The sequence below is a fragment of the Plantibacter sp. MPB07 genome (genome assembly GCF_046619465.1).
In the GTDB taxonomy this organism is placed as follows: Bacteria; Actinomycetota; Actinomycetes; order Actinomycetales; family Microbacteriaceae; genus Plantibacter; species Plantibacter auratus.
Genome location: NZ_CP177043.1, coordinates 2051151 through 2067426, shown reverse-complemented (window position 1 = coordinate 2067426; position 16276 = coordinate 2051151). Strand labels below are relative to the sequence as shown.

Here is a 16276-nt window from a genome sequence, read left to right as displayed (position 1 = left end):
CGTCGTCGGATGCGACAGGTGAAGCTTGGGACCCTAAGCTTGCCTGGTGGCGAAACTGTACTTCCGATACGGGGCGATGAACTCCGGCAAGAGCACCGCTTTGCTCCAGGCGGCGTTCAACTACGAGGAGCGCGGCCACCGCGTCCTCCTCGCCAAGCCGTCCCTCGACACGAAGGGCGACGCGGCCATCGTCAGTCGCCTCGGCGTGACCCGCGACGCCGACTTCCTGCTCGGTCCTGACGACGACGCCGTCCGGGTGTTCGCGGAGCACCGTCGCCGGGTCGTGCAGGAGACCGGCCAGGACGTCAGCTGCCTGCTCGTCGACGAGGCCCAGTTCCTCCACGGGGAGCAGGTCGACGACCTCCTCCGCATCGCGTTGCTCGAGGGCATCCCGGTGCTCGCCTACGGCATCCGGACCGATTTCCAGACCGTCGCGTTCCCCGGGAGCCGGCGTCTCCTCGAAGTCGCCCACAGCCTCGAAGAACTCAAGACGATCTGCCGGTGCGGTCGGAAGGCGATCTTCAACGGCCGCCGGTTCGGCGACACCTTCGTGTTCGACGGCGACCAGGTCGCCATCGACGGCACCACCGTCACCTACGAATCGCTCTGCGGCGTCTGCTACCTGCAGGAGTCCGGCGGTCGACTGTCCAGCACACCCACCGTTCGTCCCATCAGCGAAGGATCACACGCATGAAGCTCTCCGTCATCGGCTGCGGCTACCTCGGGGCCGTGCACGCGGCCGCCATGGCGTCGATCGGGCACGAGGTCGTCGGTATCGACGTCGACCCGGCCAAGATCGAGGCGCTCGCCGCCGGACGCTCGCCGATCTTCGAGCCCGGTCTGCCGGAGCTGCTGCTGGCCGGCGTCGAGTCGGGCCGCCTGCGCTTCAGCACGGACATGGCCGACGCGGCCGGGGCGACCATGCACTTCGTCGCAGTCGGTACGCCGCAGAAGGCCGGCTCCAACGCGGCCGACCTGCGCTACGTGGACGCTGCGGTGACGGCCCTCCTGCCCCACCTGTCGGCTGGTGACGTCGTCGTCGGCAAGTCGACCGTCCCCGTCGGCACCGCTGCGCGCCTTGCGGAACTCGTCGCCCCCACCGGCGCCGTGCTCGCCTGGAACCCGGAGTTCCTGCGGGAAGGCTTCGCCGTGCAGGACACCATCGCGCCCGACCGACTCGTGTACGGGCTGCCGCCGGCTCCCGAGGACGCCGCCGTCGCGCGAGCCGCCTTCGACGAGGTCTACGCCCAGGCGCTCTCGACCGGCACGCCGCTCGTCGCCACCGGCTACTCGACCGCGGAGCTCGTGAAGGTCGCGGCGAACGCGTTCCTCGCCACGAAGATCTCCTTCATCAACGCGATGGCGGAGATCGCCGAGGTCACGGACGCCGACGTCACGGAGCTCGCCGACGCGATCGGCTACGACGCCCGGATCGGCCGCCGCTTCCTCAACGCCGGTGTCGGGTTCGGCGGCGGATGCCTGCCGAAGGACATCCGGGCCTTCACCGCCCGTGCCGAGGAGCTCGGTCGTGGCGAGTCGGTGGCGTTCCTCAAGGAGGTCGACGCGATCAACCTGCGTCGCCGTCAGCGCGTCATCGACCTCGTCGTCGAGGAGCTCGGCGGGAGCGCCTACCGGAAGCGGGTGGCGGTGCTCGGGCTCGCCTTCAAGCCCGACAGCGACGACGTCCGCGACTCGCCGGCCCTCGACGTCGCCGTCGGGCTCAACGGCCTGGGTGCGGAGGTGCTCGCCTTCGATCCGGAAGCGGTCCCCAACGCGCGTCGACTCCACCCGCAGCTGACGTTCGCAGACTCGGCCGAGCAGGCTGTGACGGACGCGGACATCGTCGTCGTCGTGACCGAGTGGAAGGCGTTCCGTGCCCTGGACCCCTCGGCCGTCGCCGAGTTGACCGCGGGCAAGACGATCGTGGACGGACGCAACTGCCTCGACGTGGACGCCTGGCGGGGCGCCGGGTGGCGTTACGTCGGTCTCGGTCGCCCGTGACCGGCGACGAGTAGCCGGACGACGAGCACGATCGTCGCGCCGAGCAGCCCTCCGGCTGCATTGGCGTAGACGTCGGCGATCGTCGCGACGCGCTCGGGGAGCAGGGTCTGTCCGAGTTCGATCGCGACCGAGAACAGGGTCGTCGTCAGCGGTGCGATCCACCAGAGCCGCAACGGCAGCTCCAGGGCGAGCAGCGCGCCGAGCGGGATGAACAGCACGACGTTCGCGGCCGATTCGACGAAGCGGTAGTCGAACCAGTCCGGCGCGCCCGCGGCCTGTAATCGGTCGAGGATCGCGAGCAGCGTCGTCCGGCCGTCGGCGTCGACGGGCGTGGGCCAGAACGCGATGCCGAGCATGACGCACAGGCAGAGCAGCAGCAGGATCCCGATCACGATGCGCGGCGTGCGGGTCATCTGCGGTGCGGCTCCAGATCGGTCGACGAGCGTGCTGACGGCATCCCGCAATCGTAGGCCATGAGTGGCCGGGAGCCCGGTCGGCGCATGCGCCGTCCACCCCTGAAAGGGGGCGTGCACCGACCCTCGGAGGCCGTCATCCGGCGGTTAGGCTGTGCCTACCCGAACAAGGAGCACTCTTGGCTGACCCACGCCCGGCGACGGCCGGCATCCGCCTGCCCGGCCATCGGCGTTCGCGTCTGTGGTGGATCGCACTCGCCGTCCTCCTCGTCGTCCTCGCGCTCGGAGCCTGGCTCGGCATCCGGGCATCCCTGGCGAAGAACGCGCTCGAAGCCGCCCAGTCGGAGGCGAAGTCGCTCCAGTCGGCCGTACTCAAGGGTGACGCGAGCGGCACCGAGGCGACGCAGCGTGCCCTCACGAAGCACACCGGCGAGGCGGTGTCGCTGACGAGTGATCCCATCTGGCGGGCGGCCGAGGCGGTCCCGTTCCTCGGCGTGAACTTCTCCGCGGCGCGACAGGCTGCCGCTGCGACCGATGACGTCGCGGTCGATGTCGTGCCGAAGGTCGTCGAGATCGCGGATCACGTCAACCTGTCGTCCCTGCTCCCCGGGGACGGCTCGATCGCGACGGAGCCGCTCCGCGCCGTCGCGCCGACCGTGGCCGAGGCGGCTGTAGCGGCTGACGCCATCGCCGGGCGTGTGGACACGATCGGCACGGACGGTGCGCTGCCGGTGGTCGCCGACGCCGTCGAGAAGCTCACCCGGACGATCACCGGTGCGTCCACGATGCTCGACACCGCCGCGCGGGCCACGGCGCTCCTGCCGGACATGGCGGGCGGGGCCGGGCCTCGGAACATCATGGTGATGATCCAGAACAACGCGGAGTTGCGCTCGAGTGGCGGCATCGCCGGGGCGGTGGCCCTCATCCACGCGGAGAAGGGCGTCATCTCCTTCGTCGGTACCCGGGGGAGCGACGACTTCTCCGGCTTCCCGGCCCCCGTGCTGCCGCTCACCCCGTTCGAGCAGAACGTCTACACCGACAACCTCGGCCGGTACATCCAGGACACCAACCTCACGGTCGACTTCAGTCGCACCGGGGAACTCGCCGCAGCCATGGGGACCCAGGTGTTCGGCGTGCCCATCGACACCGTGGTCGCCGTCGATCCCTACGTCCTCGCGCACCTGCTGGAGGCGACCGGGCCTGTGGCCCTCCCGGACGGCACCGAGCTCACCGCCGACAACGCGGCGAAGACGCTGTTGAGCGACGTCTACGCCCGGTTCCCGGACCGGCTCGTGCAGGACGCGTTCTTCGCCGCGGTCTCGGGTGCGGTGTTCGAGGGGATGATCTCCCGCTCGCCCGACCCCGCCGCGCTCGTCCAGGCCCTGTCCGAGTCCGGCGCGGAGAACCGTCTTCACGTCTGGAGTGCGGTCCCCGCCGAACAGGCGTTGATCGCCCAGACGAGCCTCGCCGGGATCCCGCCGACGACCGACGACGCGGCCGTCTACACCGGGGTCTACCTCGAGGACCTGACCCGCGCGAAGATGGACTACTACCTGGAGACGAACGTCGACATCCGCGACGCCCGGTGCACGAAGCACGGCGCCGAATACGTCGTCGCCGTCACCCTGACGTCCACTGCGCCGACGGATGCCGCGACCTCCCTGCCGGACTACGTGACCGCGGGCGGGCGTTTCGGCACCCCCGCGGGAGACATCGCGACGCGCGTCGTGATCCACGGTCCGCTGGGCGCAACCCTGCTCGGTGCAAGCGACGGCGAGGACCTGCCGGTCAAGGCCGTGACCGACCCGAACGGTCGTCTCTACGCCCAGACCGACGTGACCCTCACTCCGGGGGCGACAACGGAACTCGTCTTCACGGTGCTCGCTCCGAAGGCCTCCGACGTACCCCCAAACCTGGTCACAACCCCCGGAATCACGGGCAAAACGACCATTTCAGCCTTCCCTCGGTGCGGCTCCTGACATAGCATGACAACACCGCAGGAAGCCACGCACCCGAATTCGTGACCCTGGGGAACCTCGCGCGGACGCCCACCCGAAATCGGCGGACGCAGGGGGTATTCGACGTTCCTTGGGGATATCAACATGAAGCGCACCCTTGCCCTAGCATCGCTCTGCCTCCTGGCAGTCTTCGCGGCCCCGACCGCCGCGAGTGCAGCGACCGACTCGTCCACCTACGGCCCTGCCGGCTGTGCGACCCTCACACCGGTGTCGGTGACCCAGGGGGAGTCGACCGTCTTCCGCTGCGACGGCACCTTCGATCCCGGCACTCCGGTGACGGTCACCGTCGCCGGGCCCGGCTGCAGCATTCCCGCTGCGAAGCCCAACACCGCCGGCGCGACCGAGCAGAGCGCCGTGCCGACGTCCGGCACGTTCAACACCGACGCCGCCCGTGCATTCGCGGTGACGATCGAGACCAGCAAGACCGCCTCCGGCACCTGCATGGTCACGGCGACCCAGGGCGCGACCACCGAGAGTGCCTCGTTCGAGGTCTCGGAGCGCGAGTTCGCCTCGACCGGCTTCGACGGTGGAGCCCTGCCGTGGATCGGCGGAGGCCTCCTCGTCGTGGGTGCCGGCGTCGTCGGTGCGATGACGATCCGTCGCCGCAAGACGGCCTGATCCGTCAGTCGGGATCCGTGGTCCGAGCGGTCGTCCGCTCGGACCACGGCCTGACCGGAGGGCATCTCACCCTCCTGGGCTTCGGCGTGGCACGGTCCTCGCCCGGCTTGGCGTCAGGCGGACAGGTCGTACCCCCAAAGGTGGTCACATCCGCGGAATTCCGCAGTTTTCCAGCCCTGGCGAGATGGCGGCTGCCCTAGCATGATGACGGCCATGGAGGCCACGAGTGATCAGCGCTCGGCTCCAGGCCCTGTCCGCATGTCGCATCACGCAGCGCATGCGCCATCCGCACACCAAGGGGCCCGCACATGAAACGAACTCTCTCCGCCGCCGCACTCGTCCTCCTCGCCGTCGTCGCGCTGCCCACCGCAGCCAACGCGCTCGAGGGCGACAGCTACGGTCCTGGCAGCTGCAACTCGATCACGCCGGCGAGCGTCGCGCGCGGCGCGGCGGTCTCGTACTCGTGCTCGGACTTCTGGGCGGCGAACCAGACGGTGTCGATCACCATCGAGTCCTCCGCAGCCGGTGTCTCCGCTCGTACGCTGTCGACCGTCGCGGGCGAGACCGGCGACATCCAGGTCTCCATCGACACGGCTGCTGACCCCGCAGGCACCTACACGCTGACCGCGACCCAGGGTGCCGTGACCGACTCGTCCGACTTCACCGTCCTGGACCCCGCGGACGCCGCTGCGGCCGCCGCATCGGCCTCCGACCCGTCTGCCGGGGGCAACGCCCTCGCCGACACCGGGTTCGCCGGAACCGCCCTCCCGTGGGTGGCCGGAGGGCTCCTCGCCGTCGGTGCTGCCGCGCTCGGTACCGTGGTCGTGCGTCGCCGCCAGCAGGCGTGAGATCACGGATCGGCCGGGCGGCGATGGCGGCGCCCGGCTGATCCGGTCCGGGATCAACCGATTCCAGGAAGTGGCGAACAGCCGCTGAAAAATCGGCTATCCTAGACAAGGCCTTCGGGCCATCGGGGTGTGGCGCAGTTTGGTAGCGCGCTTCGTTCGGGACGAAGAGGTCGTGGGTTCAAATCCCGCTACCCCGACAGTACAAGCCCGGTCAGATGAGAAATCGTCTGACCGGGCTTCTCTGTTTCCCGGCGGGGAGTCCCGCTCCCTGAGCCTGTCGAAGGGCAATCGGGCCGGGTCAGACCACTGTGCGGCGGGGGAGGAGGGTCACGAGCGACGCTTCCGGCCGGCAGGCGAATCGCACTGGCGCGTAGATGGAGGTCCCGATCCCCGCCGACACGTTCAGGTACGCCGAGCGCAGGGCATGCCGCCAGACGCTGAGCCCCTTCGCCTGCTGCCGGGGGATGTCGCAGTTCGTCACGAGTGCGCCGTAGCCCGGCACACAGACCTGGCCACCGTGGGTGTGCCCCGCGAAGATGAACTGCGCACCCTGCGTCACGAAGGCGTCGAGCACCCGCCGATACGGAGCGTGCATCACGCCGACCGTCACCGTGTGGGCCAGCGACGGGTCGTCGGTCTCCAGCGTCTCGGCGTCCAGTCGCTCGTCGATGAGCGCCGTCAGCGTGTCCAGCCGGTCGAAGTGCTTGTGCGGGTCGTCGACGCCGAACAGGTCGAGGCGGGTGCCCCGGATCGAGATCTCACCGACCGCGTTGTTGAGGTCCATCCACCCGAGCTCGTCCATGAAGAACCGCTCGAGCGCAGCCGTGTCGAGCGTCGTCGGGGAGACGTGCTTCGAGGACGTCTGCACGAAGTACTTGAACGGGTTCTTCGCACTCGGCCCGTAGTAGTCGTTCGAGCCGTGCACGAACGCCCCCGGCACACCGGCGAACACGGAGAGCGCAGCTCGGATCCCGTCGATGCCCTGCTCGTGCCCCAGGTTGTCGCCCGTGTTGATCACGACGTCCGGCTGCAAATCGGCGAGTGACCGAAGCCAAGCCTGCTTGCGGCGCTGCCAGGGGGCCATGTGGAGATCGGACAGGTGCAGGACGGTGATCGGCTCGGCGTCGGGCGGGAGGACGGGAGCGGTCACCCTGCGGAGCGTGAAGGCGTTGCGCTCGACGATCGACGCGTATCCGAAGATGAGGGCCCCGAGGCCCGCCACGACGGCTGCCGCCGTACCGAGTCTGCCGCCGGTGCTCATGGATGCCGCCATCGATCGTCTCCTCCTCGGTCGTCGAGTGGTGCCGACCGTCCCACGAGCGTACCGGTAGCCCCTCCGAAGACGCCCGGAGGGGAGCCAGGCGCAGACGACGGAGGGCCCGATCGAATACCGATCGGGCCCTCCGTGCTCGCGTCAGGACGCTAACAGCTGGTCTTCGAGACCGTCACCGTCACCTTGCCGTCCTTGCGCGCTGCGGTGCCGGCTGGTGGATCGACGCCGGTCACCTTCGGTGTCGTGGCAGCGGGATCGACCGCGCATTTCTGACCCACGTTCGTGAACCCGGCGCCCTGGATGGCCGCCTTCGCCGCGTCGAAGTTGCCCGCTCCGCTGACGTCGGGGATGACGCCCAGGAGCCCGTTGCTCGTGTAGACCGTGACGATGGAGCCCTTCGGCACCGTGCCGGACGGGTTGGTGCTCGCCGCCTGGCCGGCCGGCAGGGCGGAGTCGCCCGCGCCACCGTTCTCGAAACCGAAGCCGGCGTCCTCGAGGAGCTTCTGCGCCTCTTCGATGGTCTTCCCAGCCACGTCGGGCACCTGGACCGACTGGCCGTTGATGAGCGACGGGTCGGGGTCGCCGAATGCGTCGCCGCCGAACTTCGCGTTGGCGGTCGCCATGACCCGCGGCCAGATCTTGTGACGGATCGTCGCGGCCTGCCCGGCGTCGAAGTAGGTGCGCCGCAGGTTGACGTGGCCGGTCGCGTTGAAGACACCGACGACGGTCGCCGCCTTCGTGCTCGCGCCACTCATCCAGGTCGCCTCGTTGTTGTCGGTGGTACCCGTCTTGCCGATGAGCGGGATGCCGTCGCCGATGCGGGACGAGCTCGTCGTGCCGCCGTTGAACGTCGCCTGGAGTGCGACGTTCGCCGTAGCGGCGACATTGGCTTCGAGGCCCTGCCGGCAGTTCGCCGGCGGAACGGGGATCTCGGTGCCGTCGGGCTTCACGACCCGGTCGATCGCGATCGGGTCGCAGGTGATGCCGCCCGAAGCGAAGGTCGCGAAGGCCGTCGCCATGCTGAGCGGAGCGACCTCGTTGGTGCCGAGGACCGTCGCAGGGGACTGCAGCAGCGGACCGCCGTCGGCGCGATGGACACCCATCGACTCGGCCGTCTTACGGATGCCGCAGAGGTCGAGCTGCTTCGCCATCGCGATGAAGCCGGTGTTGATGGACTGCTTCGTCGACTGGAGCGCGGTGTACTGGCCACCGTTGCCGCCCTCGTCGTTGCCGGGGTTCCAGTCGGAACCGGCGTAGACCGTGCCGCCGTCGGCGCACGAGTCCTTGAACGTGCCCCACGGGGACCGTTTCCGGCCGTCGACGCCCTCGTTCAGGCCGTGCCCCTCTTTGAGCCATTCGGCGAGCGTGAAGGTCTTGTACGTCGATCCGGGTTGGAAGCCGGTGGAGCCGCCGTATTCTTCGTCGGTGTTGTAGTTGACCGCGGAGTAGTTCGCTCCGGTGGCCAGGACGTCTGGGTCGTTCGAGTAGTCCTTGTTCTGGGCCATCGAGAGGATGCGCCCCGTACCGGGCTGCACGGTGACGGACACAGCACCGATGTCGAGCTGGTCGCTCACCCGCGGGATGAGTTCGTCGATCGCCGCCTGCGCGGCGCCCTGGACGTCGAGGTCGAGCGTCGTGAACACGCTGTAGCCACCGCGGTTGAACGCGGCCCAGCGCTCGTCCTCGGTGGCGCCGAAGATCGGGTTGTTCTGGAACACCCGCGTGACGTAGTCGCAGAAGTACCCGGCGCCCGGGCTGACGTTCGCGGCCGTCTGGCAGCCCGTGCTCGCCGGGTTGATGGTCGGCGTGATCGGCTGGCGGTACGCCCAGAAGTACTGCTCCTCGGTGATCTTGCCCTCCTTGATCATCTGATCGAGGACGTAGTTCCGCCGTTCGAGCGTGAGGGCGTACCCGTTGGCCGCGCCGTTCGTCTCGCTGTCGGGCCGGTCGAGGCGCAGCGTCTCCGGGTTGTTCACGATCGCCATCAGCGCGGCGGCCTGCTCGAGGTTCAGGTTGGCGGCAGTCGTCGCGAAGTAGTAGTTGGCTGCGGCCTCGATGCCGTAGGTGCGACCGCCGAACCCGGCGATGTTGAGGTAGCCGCGCAGGATGTCCTGCTTGCCGTAGCGCTTCTCGAGGCCGATGGCCATGCGCATCTCCTTGAGCTTGCGCTCCGGGGTCGCCTTCGTCGCCTCTTCGTACGCGGCCTTCATCTTGGCCTCGTCGGTGATGGCCTCGGCCTTCTGCACGAGCACGTTCTTCACATACTGCTGGGTGATCGACGAACCACCCTGCAGGTCGCGTCCCGTCGCGCTGATCGCGACGGCACGGATGGTACCGGTGAGGTCGACACCGCCGTGCTCGTAGAAGCGCGGGTCCTCAGCCGAGATCGCCGCGTCCTTGACGAACTGGTTGATCTGGTCCCAGCCGACCTCGATGCGGTTCTGCTGGTAGAAGGACGCGAGCAGCTGCGGGTTGCCTGCGCTGTCGGTCGCGTAGATGCTCGACTTCTGCGCCAGTTCGTCGAGGGCCAGGTAGTCGGGCAGACCGTCGAACACGTTGATCGTGCTGTTGGTCGCGATCCCGGTGACGGCGAGTGCCGGCGTGACCGTGGCGGTGACGAGGACACCCGCTGCGACGCTCAGCCCGAGAAAGCCGAGGAAGCCGCCGAGCACACCGGTGGCCGTGCGATGTTGTTGAGGCATGGATCGATGCTAAGCGACAATCCTGAAAAAGGCCCGCTCAGCGACGCGTTGAAACCCGATCGTTGCCGCCGGGCGACCCGGGGCGGCTGCCGGTCTGCGTTCGACCGACAGCCGCGGACGATCATCCGGGTGCGCCGTTCCCGTTCCCGTTCCCGGCGCCGCCGCCGTTCCCGTTGCCGTTCCCCGGCGCCGCAGGCCCGCCGTCCTCGCCGGTCCCATCGGTGTCCCCGCCGTCACCCGGAGCCGGTGTCGGCGCCTCGCTCGGTGCCTGCGTGGGGTCGGCCGTCGGCGTCGGGGTCGGTGTCGAGTCCTCGCCGCTGCCGCCGGAACCGTCGCCCTGCAGCGTGGCGCGATCCGCCTCGGGGAAGTCACCGCCCGGGTACTTGGCGAGCGCGGCCGACATGACCGCCGGCCAGATGTAGTGCCGCATGGAGGCCACCTGGGTGCCACCGATGTAGGTGTCGCGGAGGTTGACGTGTCCGCTGACGTTGAAGGTGCCGACGACCGTCGCGACCGTCGTGCTCGCGCCGCTCATCCAGGTCGCCTCGGCGTCGTCCGTGGTCCCGGTCTTGCCGATCAGCTCACCGACGCCGTCGGTGCGGGCACCCGAGGCGGACGCGGTGCCGTTGGAGACGACGCCCTGGAGGACGTCGTCGGCCGCGGCCGCCACCTTCGCATCGACGGATTGACGGCAGTTCGCCGAGGGGACCTCGGCGGTGGAACCGTCGGGCTTCGTGATCGAGTCGATCGCGATCGGGTCGCACGTCTTGCCGCCGGCGGCGAGCGTCGCGAAGGCGGTCGCCATGCTCAGCGGAGCGACCTCGTTGGTGCCGAGCACGGTCGCGGGGGAGTTGTTCAGGGGCGCGCCGTCGGCACGGTGCACGCCCATCGACTCAGCGGTCTTGCTGATGTCGCAGAGGTCGAGCTCCTGCGCCATCGCGATGAACGCGGTGTTGATCGACTGCTGCGTGGCGCGTCTCACGGTGTAGGACCCCGATTCGCCCTCGTCGTTCCGCGGACTCCATCCGGCCTCCGCCTGCTCCGTCCCACCCGGGACGCAACTGTTGGTGAAGGTGCCCCAGTCGGATCTGCGGTTCGCGTTGATCGACTCGTTGACGCCCTTGCCCGACTTCAGCCAGTCCGTGAGCGTGAAGATCTTGTACGTCGAACCGGGCTGGAAGCCGGCCGAGCCCCCGTACGCCTGATCGGTGTTGTAGTTGATGGCGCTGTAGTTGGAGCCCGTCGCGAGGACGTCGGGATCCTGCGAGTAGTCCTTGTTCTGGGCCATGGCGAGGATCCGCCCGCTCCCTGGCTGCACGCTCACCGAGACGGCACCGAGGTCGAGTTCAGTGGTCGTCTTCGGGACGTATTCGTCGATGGCCGCCTGCGAGGCGCTCTGGAGGTCGAGGTCGAGGGTCGTGAAGACGCTGTACCCGCCGCGCTTGAAGTTCGTCCACCGTTCGTCCTGTGTGGCGCCGAAGATCTCGTTGTTCTGCAGCACGTTCGTCACGTAATCACAGAAGTAGGCGGACGACCCGGCCGCGGAACAGCCGGTGACGGGAGGCACGATCGTCGGCGTGATCGGGATCGCCACGGCGGTGTCGTGCTGCTCCTTGGAGATCTTCCGCTCCTTGAGCATCTGGTCGAGGACGTAGTCCCGTCGCGTCTTCGTCAGGGCGTAGCCGTTGGCCGCGCCGTTGTCGGCGCTGTCGGGCTTGTCGATCCTGAGGTTCTCGGGGTTGTTGACGATCGCCAGCAGCGTCGCCGCCTGCTCCAGCGTGAGGTTCGCCGCCGTGGTGTTGAAGTAGTAGTTGGACGCCGCCTCGATCCCGTAGACGCGTCCGCCGAAGCCGGAGATGTTGAGGTACCCGCGGAGGATGTCCTCCTTGCCGTAGGTCTTCTCGAGACCGATCGCGAGTCGCATCTCCTTGAGCTTGCGCTCAGGGGTCGTCGCGGTCGCCTCCTCGTAGGCCGCATCGCTCTCCGCCTTGTCGGGGATCGCCTCGGCCTTCTGGACCAGGACGTTCTTCACGTACTGCTGTGTGATGGAGGAGCCACCCTGCGTCGAGCCGCCGGCGGCGTTGTTGACGACCGCTCGGACGGTGCCCGCGAGGTCGATGCCACCGTGGTCGAAGAAGCGGGGGTCCTCGGCCGAGACCGCGGCGTCCTTCGCGAACTGGGAGATCTGGTCCCAGCTGTCCTCGATGCGGTTCTGGTCGTAGAAGGAGGCGAGGAGCACCGGGTTGCCGGCGGAGTCCTTGGCGTAGATGCTCGACTTCTGGGCGAGCGAGTCGAGCTGGAGGTAGTCGGGGAGGCCGTCGAAGACGGAGATGCCCGTGGAGGTGGCGAGACCGGTCATCGCGATGGCAGGGGTGACCGCGGCGGTGGCGAGCACACCGGCGGCGACGCTCAAGCCGACGAAGCCGAGGACGCTCTGCGCGACCGTCTTCGCGGGGGTACGTGGTTCAGGCATAGGATCGAAGGTAAGCGGGGAAACTGTGAGCGAGCTTCACTTGGGGCTCGCCATGAAGATCCCCTGCGCCTCCGCCTCTCCGTGCGGAGCGCCCGATCGAGGAGAGACATGACCCGCTGGGAGTACCTCACCACGCCGCTGATGATCCACAACACGGCTGCCATCCTGAACAACTGGGGCGGGGAGGGTTGGGAGCTCGTCCAGGTCGTCACCGGTCCGGAGGGTGGGCTCGTCGCCTACCTCAAGCGCCCCATCGCCGACTGACCCGACGTCCCGGAGGAACCCCCATGTCCCAGATCGCCGACCGACTCGCCGAGCTCGGTATCACCCTGCCAACCGTCGTCCCGCCCGTCGCCGCCTACATCCCCGCGGTGGTCTCCGGCGAGCACGTCTTCACCTCGGGCCAGCTGCCCATGACCGACGGCAAGCTCCCCGCCACCGGCAAGGTGGGTGAGGGCGACGGACTCGTCTCGCCTGCGGACGCCAAGACCTACGCCCGGACGTGCGCCCTCAACGCGCTCGCCGCGGTGGAGAGCCAGATCGGTTCGCTCGACCGCGTCACCCGCATCGTGAAGGTCGTCGGCTTCGTCGCCTCCGACCCGGCGTTCACCGGCCAGCCCGGCGTCATCAACGGTGCGTCAGAGGTCCTCGGCGAGATCTTCGGCGACCTCGGCGTGCACGCCCGCTCTGCCGTCGGCGTCGCCGTGCTCCCGCTCGACTCGCCCGTCGAGGTGGAGCTCATCGTCGAGTTCGCATAGCGCGCGGCGTCACAACAGGAGATCCGCTCCGCAGCAGGAGAACGTAGCCACGTTCATCCTGCTGCCGAGCGGATCTCCTGCGTTCACCACTGATGCCTGCCTTGCGCGATCGCGTCTGAGATCTCGCGCTCGACGAGTGTCCACTCGTGCATGACCTGCTGGTAACTGAACCGTAGGACGGTGTGGCCGGACAGCGCGAGACGGCGATCCTGCGCGAGATCGCGGCTCCGTTGCGACGCATCCTGATGAGGGGCGTGTCCATCGAACTGCAGGATGAGGCGTTCGCCGATGAGTCCGTCGACCCGGTGACCGTCGACCACGACCTGCTGGCTCATGTGGATGCCGATCCGCGCGAGACGGATGCGCGGTATCGACTCGATGCCTGAGTCGGAGAGGTGGCTGACACGGTCGATCACTCTTCTGAACCGTCGGGAACGGATCGGCATGAGTCTGAGTCGGTCGAGGTCGGCATCGCCGACGCGGACAGCCGATTCGAAGACCGCGAGCGCGCGTTCGAACGGTTGGCACTCGGCGATGTGGACGAGCGCATTCACCGGTGGCTGCACCAGTGTGCGGGTGGACACTGGTGCGGGTGTCGCGCTCCAATGGAGCCGCAGCCCTGCTTCAGTCGTCGCCGCAGACGTCGAGGGGACCGAGAGATGGACGAACCCGTCAGCCAGGTTCCACCAGCCGCGACGACCGGCGATCGTCAGACACGTCAATCGTCCTCCGCGCGTCGCCGCGAAGAGGAGTTGAGGATCACACGCCTCGGTCACGAGCCAGTTACGTCTTACAACTCGGACCGAGCCTGATTGCTTTGCTCGTTCGATGCCGTGCTTGGTCGCTCCGGCATCGAGCGCGTCGAGCCGATGCACGATCCCGTCGCGCCGGTCGATCCACGGGGTGAGGTCCATCACCTCAGCTTCGCGGGCCGGGCGCGGCCACATGCTCCACTCAGGAGTGCTGGGGATGAAGTGCCCGCGAGTCTGCCCTGTGGAGCACAGGAGATCCGCCCCGCAGCAGGACCAACGTGACTACGTTCTCCTGCTGTGGAGCGGATCTCCTGCTGCGGAGCTGCGAGGACCTACGTGCTCTTCACCATCTTGTCGGTGATGATCTGCATGACCGTGGTGTCGGCGAGCGTCGTGGTGTCGCCCACCTCGCGGCCCTCGGCCACGTCGCGCAGGAGACGGCGCATGATCTTGCCGGAGCGCGTCTTCGGCAGTTCGTTCACGAGGTAGACCTCGCGTGGGCGGGCGATCGGACCGATCTGTTCGCCGACCCAGCTGCGGAGCGCCCCGGTGATGTCCGCGAGTCCGGATGCCTGCTCGAGGTGGGACTCCTTGATGATGACGAAGGCGACGACCGCCTGCCCGGTGGTCTCGTCGGCCGCACCGACCACGGCGGACTCGGCCACCATCTCGTTGGCGACGAGCGCCGACTCGATCTCAGCGGTCGAGAGTCGGTGCCCGGAGACGTTCATGACGTCGTCGACGCGGCCGAGCAGCCAGACGTCGCGGTCCGAATCGAGTCGGGCGCCGTCGCCGGCGAAGTAGAACGGGCCGCCCTCGACGTCCCAGAACTTCTCCCAGTAGGTCTCCTTGAACCGCTCGGGGTCGCCCCAGATGCCGCGGAGCATCGACGGCCAGGGCTCGGTCACGACGAGGAGTCCGCCGCCGCCGGCGCCGACCGCGTCACCGGCGTCGTCGACGACGTCGATGGCGATGCCCGGGATCGGGACCTGCGCGCTACCGGGCTTCGTCGACGTGACACCGGGAAGGGCCGACACCATGATCGCCCCGGTCTCCGTCTGCCACCAGGTGTCGACGATCGGCGCGAGCTTGTTGCCGATGATCTTGCGGTACCACATCCACGCCTCGGGGTTGATGGGCTCACCCACCGAGCCGAGCAGGCGGAGTGACGACAGGTCGAACTGCTTCGGGATCTTCCGCCCGAGCTTCATGAAGGAGCGGATCGCCGTCGGAGCCGTGTAGAAGATGCTCACGCCGTACTTCTCGATGATCTCCCACCAGCGTCCCGGGTGCGGGGCGTCCGGCGTGCCCTCGTAGAGCACCTGCGTCGCGCCGTTCGCGAGGGGTCCGTACGTGACGTAGCTGTGACCGGTGATCCAACCGATGTCGGCCGTGCACCAGTACACGTCGGTCTCGGGGTGCAGGTCGAAGACGTTCTTGTGGGTGAACGCCGTCTGCGTCAGGTAGCCACCCGAGGTGTGCAGGATGCCCTTCGGCTTCCCGGTGGTGCCGGAGGTGTAGAGGATGAAGAGCGGCTGCTCGGCGGGGAACGGCTGCGCGTCGTGCTCGGGTTCGGCGTCGGCGATGGCCTCGTGCCACCAGAGGTCGCGTCCGGCCGTCCAGTCGACCTCGTTCTCGCCGCGACGGACGACGAGCACATGGTCAACGGTCGCCTGCTCGGGCAGCTCGCCGCGGCTCGCGAGCGCCGCGTCGACAGCGGGCTTGAGTGCGGAGACCTTGCCCTTGCGGTAGCCGCCGTCGGCGGTGATGACGAGCTTGGCCTCCGCGTCGTCGATGCGGGAGCGCAGGCTGTCCGCGCTGAACCCGCCGAAGACGACCGAGTGGACCGCGCCGATGCGCGCGACGGCGAGCATCGAGACGATCGCCTCCGGGATCATCGGCAGGTAGATGGCGACCCGGTCGCCGGCTTCGACGCCGAGGCTGGTGAACAGGTTGGCCGCGCGCTTGACCTCGGCCGTGAGCTCGGCGTAGGTGATCGTGCGGGTGTCGCCGGGCTCGCCCTCCCAGTGGAGTGCGACGCGGTCGCCATTGCCGGCTTCGACGTGCCGGTCGAGGCAGTTGTAGGCGACGTTCAGCTCGCCGTCGTCGAACCAGGTCGCGAAGGGTGGGTTCGACCAGTCGAGGGTCTTCGTGAACGGCTTGCTCCACGTGAGCAGTTCGCGGGACTGCTCGGCCCAGAAGGCGAGCCGGTCACTCGACGCCCGCTCGTAGAGCTCGGCGCTGGCGATCGCCTGCGCGGCGAACTCCTCCGACGGTGGGAATCGTCGGTCTTCGTGCAGCAGGCTGTCGATCTGAGTGCTCATCGTGTGTGTCTCGCTCCCTTGCGAATCCGCGTTCCTGACTCGACCTGCCGAGGCGGGTCGAGTCCGTGCCATGCACGAGCGTAGCGCGTTCTCGGT

13 protein-coding genes and 1 tRNA gene are annotated in these 16276 nt (G+C 68.5%); 8 read left to right on the top strand and 6 right to left on the bottom strand.

Going from position 1 to position 16276, the window contains the following annotated elements:
* The first annotated feature begins 46 nt into the window (after positions 1–46).
* Positions 47–694, top strand: coding sequence for a thymidine kinase (locus tag ACLIME_RS09570; RefSeq protein ID WP_079706869.1), 648 nt, complete (start codon positions 47–49; stop codon positions 692–694).
* The gene (locus ACLIME_RS09565) at positions 691–2001 is read left to right on the top strand and encodes a UDP-glucose dehydrogenase family protein (protein ID WP_079706870.1); all 1311 of its coding nucleotides are present in this window, start codon (positions 691–693) and stop codon (positions 1999–2001) included. The genes ACLIME_RS09570 and ACLIME_RS09565 overlap by 4 nt, the downstream gene beginning before the upstream one ends.
* Here ACLIME_RS09565 and ACLIME_RS09560 read toward each other — a convergent pair.
* Complete coding sequence (locus tag ACLIME_RS09560) at positions 1977–2414, bottom strand: VanZ family protein (RefSeq protein ID WP_124769897.1); 438 nt, start codon at positions 2412–2414, stop codon at positions 1977–1979. The genes ACLIME_RS09565 and ACLIME_RS09560 overlap by 25 nt on opposite strands.
* Positions 2415–2593: 179 nt before the next feature.
* On the opposite strand from ACLIME_RS09560, the gene ACLIME_RS09555 reads away from it, so the two are divergent.
* From ACLIME_RS09555 to ACLIME_RS09540, 4 genes are all read left to right on the top strand, one after another.
* Positions 2594–4393 (top strand): DUF4012 domain-containing protein, encoded by a 1800-nt coding sequence (locus ACLIME_RS09555; RefSeq protein ID WP_411556756.1) that lies wholly within the window; start codon positions 2594–2596, stop codon positions 4391–4393.
* Positions 4394–4516: 123 nt separating this feature from the next.
* Complete coding sequence (locus ACLIME_RS09550) at positions 4517–5050, top strand: hypothetical protein (RefSeq protein WP_411556755.1); 534 nt, start codon at positions 4517–4519, stop codon at positions 5048–5050.
* Between the two features lie 308 nt (positions 5051–5358).
* Positions 5359–5898, top strand: a complete 540-nt coding sequence (locus tag ACLIME_RS09545; protein WP_137243715.1) for a hypothetical protein — start codon at positions 5359–5361, stop codon at positions 5896–5898.
* A gap of 123 nt (positions 5899–6021) precedes the next feature.
* A tRNA-Pro gene (locus ACLIME_RS09540) sits at positions 6022–6095 on the top strand.
* Positions 6096–6196: 101 nt separating this feature from the next.
* Here the strand turns inward: ACLIME_RS09540 and ACLIME_RS09535 are convergent.
* The 3 genes from ACLIME_RS09535 to ACLIME_RS09525 all read right to left on the bottom strand — a co-directional run bounded on the left by ACLIME_RS09535 (position 6197) and on the right by ACLIME_RS09525 (position 12346).
* Positions 6197–7171 carry a metallophosphoesterase gene (locus ACLIME_RS09535; RefSeq protein ID WP_411556754.1) on the bottom strand — a complete coding sequence of 325 codons (975 nt, stop codon included), beginning with the start codon at positions 7169–7171 and terminating at the stop codon, positions 6197–6199.
* 149 nt (positions 7172–7320) lie between these two features.
* Positions 7321–9873 (bottom strand): transglycosylase domain-containing protein, encoded by a 2553-nt coding sequence (locus ACLIME_RS09530; protein ID WP_411556753.1) that lies wholly within the window; start codon positions 9871–9873, stop codon positions 7321–7323.
* Positions 9874–9994: 121 nt separating this feature from the next.
* Positions 9995–12346, bottom strand: coding sequence for a transglycosylase domain-containing protein (locus tag ACLIME_RS09525; protein ID WP_411556752.1), 2352 nt, complete (start codon positions 12344–12346; stop codon positions 9995–9997).
* Between the two features lie 108 nt (positions 12347–12454).
* Between ACLIME_RS09525 and ACLIME_RS09520 the strand changes: the two genes are divergently transcribed.
* Positions 12455–12610 (top strand): hypothetical protein, encoded by a 156-nt coding sequence (locus ACLIME_RS09520; RefSeq protein ID WP_162852301.1) that lies wholly within the window; start codon positions 12455–12457, stop codon positions 12608–12610.
* Between the two features lie 23 nt (positions 12611–12633).
* A complete protein-coding gene (locus tag ACLIME_RS09515; protein ID WP_079706877.1) occupies positions 12634–13104 on the top strand; it encodes a RidA family protein in 471 nt (156 codons plus the stop codon).
* Positions 13105–13187: 83 nt separating this feature from the next.
* On the opposite strand, the gene ACLIME_RS09510 is transcribed toward ACLIME_RS09515, so the two are convergent.
* Entirely contained in the window at positions 13188–14018 is an 831-nt protein-coding gene (locus ACLIME_RS09510; RefSeq protein WP_411556751.1) for an endonuclease domain-containing protein, read from the bottom strand.
* A 170-nt stretch (positions 14019–14188) separates the two neighbouring features.
* Complete coding sequence (gene acs, locus ACLIME_RS09505) at positions 14189–16180, bottom strand: acetate--CoA ligase (RefSeq protein WP_159879661.1); 1992 nt, start codon at positions 16178–16180, stop codon at positions 14189–14191.
* Positions 16181–16276 lie beyond the last annotated feature (96 nt).